Annotated in this window: 6 protein-coding genes; all 6 read right to left on the reverse strand. The window is 69.2% G+C overall.

What is annotated here, in order from left to right; translation table 11 throughout:
* The coding region (locus ACY69P_RS12905) for an ABC transporter permease (RefSeq protein WP_462327764.1) at positions 1–499 on the reverse strand (499 nt) is incomplete at its 3' end.
* A complete protein-coding gene (locus ACY69P_RS12910) occupies positions 496–1,824 on the reverse strand; it encodes an ABC transporter ATP-binding protein (RefSeq protein WP_462327765.1) in 1,329 nt (442 codons plus the stop codon). The genes ACY69P_RS12905 and ACY69P_RS12910, both read right to left, overlap by 4 nt.
* A complete protein-coding gene (locus ACY69P_RS12915) occupies positions 1,821–2,600 on the reverse strand; it encodes a hypothetical protein (protein WP_462327766.1) in 780 nt (259 codons plus the stop codon). Before ACY69P_RS12915 ends, ACY69P_RS12910 begins: the two co-directional genes overlap by 4 nt.
* An 83-nt stretch (positions 2,601–2,683) precedes the next feature.
* Positions 2,684–4,387: a class I SAM-dependent methyltransferase gene (locus ACY69P_RS12920; RefSeq protein WP_462327767.1), complete on the reverse strand. Its 1,704-nt coding sequence runs from the start codon at positions 4,385–4,387 to the stop codon at positions 2,684–2,686.
* Positions 4,380–5,663: a glycosyltransferase family protein gene (locus ACY69P_RS12925; protein WP_462327768.1), complete on the reverse strand. Its 1,284-nt coding sequence runs from the start codon at positions 5,661–5,663 to the stop codon at positions 4,380–4,382. The genes ACY69P_RS12920 and ACY69P_RS12925 overlap by 8 nt, the downstream gene beginning before the upstream one ends.
* A partial coding sequence (locus ACY69P_RS12930; protein ID WP_462327769.1) for a mandelate racemase/muconate lactonizing enzyme family protein occupies positions 5,663–6,633 on the reverse strand: 971 nt, incomplete at its 5' end. The genes ACY69P_RS12925 and ACY69P_RS12930, both read right to left, overlap by 1 nt.

Raw genomic sequence — 6,633 nt, forward strand, 5'->3', positions numbered from 1 at the left:
CCACGGCGGCGCCCGGACGGACACTGACCTCACCGGACGCATAAAACGCGTACAGAATCAAAAAGAAGGCGAATTGCAGGGCAAAGGTGAACAGATTGGACAGCACCACAGACACAGGCACGGCAAGACGCGGAAAGTACACCTTGCCAAAGATGGCGGCGTTGGCCACGAAGGTGTCCGAGGTTTTGGTCAGGCACGCGGCAAAGTAGCGCCAGCACACCACCCCGGCAAAGTAGAACAGCGGCCCGGGCACGCCATCCGTGGACAACCCGGCCATCTTGCCAAAGACCACGGTGAAGACAACGGTCATGAGCAGCGGCTGGAGTACGAACCACACCGGCCCAAGAAGGGTCTGCTTGTAGCGCGAGACAAAATCCCGCCGCACCAGCAGCAGCACAAGGTCGCGGTACTCCCACAGGGCGCCAAGGCCGATGTCCAGCCAGCCGCGCCGGGGGGTGATGATGGTGGTCCACGGCATATCGTCCTCGCGGCGGGTCATGCGCCCTCCTCCACGGCCGCACAGCGGCGGCGCGTCCACGCCACACGCGGGCGGATGTAGCCCTTGCGCGACGCGCTGGACACGTTGCGCGGGTTGAACCCGGCAAACACCACATCAAAGCGCAGCGCGCGCTGCAGCGCCACATGGTGCCGCCCCGGAGCCTGCACGGTCACGTTCACCCAAAACCGCTGCGCCCCAAAAAGCTCCGCCGGAAAGCGCGCCACGGACTCCCACCGCCCCGGCGCAAGGGAAAAGTCCTCGTCCGGGGCAAGGCCGTCGGCGCTGTCCGCCGTGACGATGGGGTCGCCTTCGTCGTTGGTCAGCATCACCACAATGCGAAACTCCGCCGCCGGCGACAGCACGTCGTAGGCCACGCGCAGGCAGACTTCCTCGTCGGAGTGAAAGCGCGTACGCGGCGCGCCGCCGGCGTCCTCAAGGCGCAGCTGCACAGGGCGCAGAACCTCCTCGCCGTCCGGGGCGTAGGGCACGGCGCGCTGGGTGAGTTCCTGCATTCCCAGCTCGGCCCTTACGTCGCCGCGCACGCCAAGGTAGTGGTCCACGGCGCTGGCGGTGTCGCCATCAAAGGCCACGCGCCCATCCTCCAGAACGATGGTGCGCGAGCACAGGCTCCGTACGGCGGCCATATTATGGCTCACAAAGAGCACGGTGCGCCCCTGCCCCGCCACGTCGCCCATCTTGCCAAGGCAGCGCTTTTGAAAGGCCGCGTCGCCCACAGCCAGCACCTCGTCCACCAGCATGATGTCCGACTCCAAATGCGCGGCCACGGCAAAGGCAAGGCGCACATACATGCCGGACGAATACCGCTTCACCGGCGTATCCACAAAGCGCCCCACGCCGGAAAAGTCCACAATCTCCGAAAACTTGGCCGCAATCTCCGCACGGCGCATCCCAAGGATGGCCCCGTTGAGGAATATATTCTCGCGCCCCGTCAGTTCGGGATGAAAGCCCGTGCCCACCTCCAGCATGCTGGCCACGCGGCCGCGCAGCTTCACGTGCCCCTGCGTTGGCAGGGTCACGCGGGTAAGAATTTTCAGCAGGGTGGACTTGCCCGCGCCGTTGCGCCCCACAATGCCCAGCACCTCGCCCTTCCCCACATCGAGGTCCACGCCGCGCAGGGCCCAGATGTGCCCGCTTCGCGGCGCGGCGCGCTCCAGCCCGCTTTCGTGCACCACAGCGGCGGGGTCATCACGTCCGGTGCGGCGCGCCCACCACGACTGAATGTCCCGGAACAGCCAGCCCGTATTCACCACCCCAAGGCGGTAGCGCTTGGCAAGGCCCTCTACGCGCACGGCAACATGGCTCATGACGCGCCCCCAACAGCGGGGCCAAGGCCAATGGCCTCACAGCCCGCATCCGGGAAATACGCGCCAAGGCGCACCAGCCGCCGCTCCTGCGCCGGGGTCAGCGCCCCGCGCCCGCGCCCGGCGCGGCCCACGTTGAAATTGCGCGGCGATGCGGCGGCCTGCACAGCGCGGCGGACATCGCTGGCGTCAAACCCAAGGGCCAGCGCCTCGCCAAGGCGCGTCAGCGCCGCTGCCGGGTCCGCCGTCACCTCCGGGTAGCCGCACCACGCGGCGTCCAGCCCGCCCGCGCAGGCCCGCTGCCACGTGGCGTAAAAGCGCACCAGCCACGGCGCGGCATAGTCCACAAGCAGGTCCATCTGCCGCTCCTCGTTCCACGCGGCAAACTCCGGCCCGCATGGCGCGATAAACAGCGCCGATGTGCGGTGGCGCCACGCCTCCCCGTCAAGCTCATGGATGCGCTTGACGAGAACCTCACGCAGGCTGACCAGCACGTCGCGGACATCGCGGTAGAGAATGACGGGCCGCAGCCCGCACTGGCGCACAAGGCGCAGGTTCCCTGCCGTTGGCAAAAAATGATGCTGGGCCACAAAGCCCTGCGGCCATGCGTCAAGGATGGGCGCAAGGGACAGATTCTGCTCCGTGTCCGCATAGTCCGCCACCAGTGGCCGCTGGGGACAGCGCAGGGCGTGGGCAAAAAGCGTGGTCACAAACGACGAGGCACTGCGCGGCATGGCGCACACCACCACACGGGGGGCGCCGTCAAATAATCCGCCCATGACGCGCCGTCCCAGCGCAAGAGCCGGTGTCGCCCGCGCGCCTGCCATCCGCGCCGCGCCGCGCCTCAGCCGCTGCCGGATGCTCACGCGTCCTCCACGGGTTTTTGCGCCACAAAGGCGTAGTTGGTGGGCCAGCCCAGATGCTCGTCCGGGTTCTGGCGGATGCCCTGAAAATAGCGCACGTCTACAAGGCGCAGGCCGCAGTCCGCCAGCATGGCGCGCATCTCGTCGGCGCGCACGGCGCGGGCAAAGCGCGTGTCGCGCCCAAACCACCAGCGGGCAAGGGTGCCTACGATGCCCTGCAGGCCGTAGCGCATCTTCTGCACGCTGCGGTGCCGCAGGCCGTCAAGACAGTACATAACGAACCACCCAAGGCCGTTCACCGTCACGCACACCAGCCCGCCGGGCCGCAGCACCCGCGCCATCTCGGCTAGGGCCTTGTCCTGCCGCGTAAACATCAGCACCCCGGCGCACAGCACGCGGTCAAAGCTGGCATCGGCAAAGGCGAGGCGCTCGGCCACGCCGTCCTGCACCGTGATGCGCTGGGCGCGGTCTGGGTGCTGGGCAATGGTCTGCACGCTGGTCTCACGAAAAATCCGGTTTGGCTCAATGCCCACCACCTCGGCGGCGTCCTGCGCAAAGGCAAGGAGCCACTGCCCGTCGCCGGAGCCGACCTCCAGCACCCGCGCGCCCGGACTGGTCAGGCCAAGGCGCTCCAGCCGCGCACGCCAGTAGCCAAGGCCCTTGGCAAAAATCGTCTCGCGCCCGGCGGCCCATGAGGTGTCGCGCTCGGCCCGCTCGCCGCGCGGCCACACAAGGCCCACGCCCTTGGCCAACGTCCACGCCGCCACCTCAATGCCCGCCACAGCCAACATGTACGGCGCCCCGCGTCCGCGCAGCAGGTCATGCCGCACCCGCGCCCGAAGCGCCCGCGCCATGCGTCCAAGGTATCCGGGCCGCCGTGGGGGAACCTCGCCATAGCGCCCGTCCCAGCCCCGCCACCACTGGTAGGCATTGAGCGGATGCACCACCATGTGCACCACCGCGCCGCGCCGCGCGCGCCGGAGCCGCCGCAGCGGCAGCCCCGGCCACACGGTCCAGCCGCCGCCACCGGGACCAAGGTAGTCGATGAGCCACACATCGCAGGGCGGCACCGGGCCGTCCATGGTTTCGCGCACGTAGCCGCCACAGCCACCGTCGTGGTAGTCCACGCCAAGGTCCTGCGGGGGCACGGCGTCGTACAGGTCGCGGCTGGCGCGGCCCATGGCGTCAATGCCCGGATGCCCATGCCCCACCACCCCGCGCACGCGCTGCCCCGCAATGCGGCCCATGCCTTGAATGTCCTCCCGCAGCCGGGCAAGGCCGTCGCCGCCCCCTTGCACCTGCGTGTACAGGTGGTCGGAATGCACGCCCACCTCCATGCCCGCCCCGGCCACAGCCGCGGGCACGCCGCTGTCCCACACGTCATAGTGCCGGGCCGTCTCCGTCAAAAAATACAAGCTCGCGTCAAGCTCCAGCCCGCGCAGATGCCGGGCAAGAGGCGCGGCAAACTGGAGGCCGCCGGGGTCCACGTCCACCCGAAGGACAACGTTCACCACATCCGGGTCCGCGCGCCCGCCGCCGTCCACCACAAAGTCCGCCACCGCATGCACGCGGTAGCGCGGCAATGCCAACTCGGCAAAAACACGCTCGTACGCCGGAGCAAGCGGCGCAGGGGCCTGCGTCGCCGGGGCGTCCAGCGCGCCAGGGGCGGTGTGGGGCGTGGCATGTGGCGCGGCGTCAGGCATGGTCATCCTCCGAAAGGGTTTGCAGCAGGCGGCCCAGCACCGGGCCACGCACGCACAGGGCCGAAAGCCCCCCAGCGTCCACCACGGCGCGGATGCGCTGACGCACGGCGCGGCGCGGCAAGCCACTGCCCGCCACGGGCGCGGCCTGCGGCGCGCAATACCACTGCGGCGGCAGGTCACCGCGCGCCACGCGCAGCAGACGCTCCGCCACCACCTGCGGGCGGCGGTGCCGGTCCACAAACTCCCGCGCCGCGTGGGCCGTGCGGCGGCGCTCCTCCGGGTCCGTCAGCAGAATGCGCAGGCGCTCCTTTACGGCGCGGGGCGGGACGACATTGTCCAGCGCAAACGCGGCGTGCGCGGTCCAGCGGGGCGCCCACTCGGCCACACTGCCGCCCACCACGCAAGGCACGCCATAGCGCGCGGCTTCCGTGGCAAACCCCGGCATGGGCGTATCCGACCACAGTTGGTCCACGGCCACATCCGCCCCGGCAAGGGCGGCAAGGACCTCGGCGTGGGGGACGCCGGAAAGCTCGCGGTAGTCCACGCTCACGCCCTCGGCCGCAAGCTCTTTCACCATACGCGCAATCTCCGCCGAGCCTTTTACTGCCGAGGCAGAAGGACAATGCACCAGCACAGGCGCGCGCCCAGCATCAGCGGGCTGCGGCGCGGCGGTCTGCGCCGGGGCAGGAATGCCCACGCGAAACACATTCACCACAGGGCGGGAAAAGAAGAGCGCAAAGGCCGGATTGCAGATGACGGCGTCCGCGCCGCGCTCCATGGCGCGGCAGGCGCGGGCCATGCGCCGCGTGTGGCAAATGAGTTTCTGCGGCGAAGCTGCGCCGCAAACGGCATCCAGATACGGCGGACGCACATCGCCGCCGTGGCACATGCACACCACCCGGCGGCCAAGCAGGCGCAATACCCGCCAGTCCGCAAAGCTCCGCACCACACAAAACGAGGACCGGAAGGAAAAGATAAAGACATCATGCGTGGCCGCCGCCCAGACAAAACAGACAACACCCAGCGCGCGCACCAGCGCCTCCACCAGCCACCGCCACACAGCGGGAGAACGTTTCCCCTTCAGCCGCGCCAACGCGCCAAAGCACCGCGTAAAGATATGCCGCTCGCCGGGGTAGCCGTAGCGCTCCGGATACATCTCCACCACCGTGGCGCGAACGCCGCAGGCGGCCATGCCCCCGGCAACGCCCGAGGCAAACCCCGCAATATTGGCCAGCCCAAGAAAAACCCGTGGCCGCTGACGCCCCGCACCGGCCATTACCAGCACCGCTCCGATGCGCTACGAAGGGCTACGCAGGTTGCCGCATCCACCATTGGCGCGCCGTCCACGACCAGCGCGCCGTTCTCGCGCCGTACCGCACCGCCCAAAAGCGGCGCGCTCACGCGGGAAAAGCCACTGCACTCCAGCGCGCCCGTAAAGGCCTGTGGCGCCGCGGTGCACACCAAGGCCTCGCCAAGGTTGCTGATGTCCGTGCCCACGCCGTTGCCAAGGGTCACGGCGAGCCCCAGCGCGCGGGCATGCCGCGCCAAATCCGCGCACGCGGACAGCCCCGGATGTTTGCACAGCTTGAGCTTGACCCCGCACGCGCCAACGCGCGCCGCCCGGTCCACATGCTCCGCGCGGTATATCGGCTCATCCAACAGCAGCGGAAGGCGGGTGGACGCGCACAGCGCGGCCATGCCGTCCCAATCGTCGCGGTGCAGGGGCTGCTCCACCCAGCGCAGTTCCTCCCCAACGCCAGCAGACTCCAACGCGTGGCAAAACTCCCGCGCCTCGTCCGGCGAGTAGCCCTGATTGGCGTCAAAGCGTACCCGCGTCCCGCAGTCCCGCGCGCGCTCCAAAGCCAGCAGGGCCGCAACGATGTCGCTCTCCACATCGCGCCCTATCTTCATCTTCAATTCCGTGGCCCCGGCGGCGCACGCGTCCTCCATCACGCACAGCATGCCCTCTTGGCTGTCCGCATCCACAGGGTGCACCAGCGGAATGCCAAGGCCGCCCTGCGCGTGCTCCAGCCACTTCGGCAGTTCCAGCGCCGCGCCCATGGCCGAAGCGGCAAAGGGATTCTCCCGCGCGGCCATGGTGGCCCGGGCAAGGGCTCTGTCGGGGGAGAGGCCGACCACAGCGCGGCACAGGGCCTGCGCGCCCGCCACCACCTCGTCTACGCCATGCGCGCCGTAGCCCGGCAGGGGAACAGCCTCGCCAACGCCGCAGGAGCCGTCCGCCATCT

It is taken from the genome of Desulfobaculum sp. (assembly GCF_054921475.1).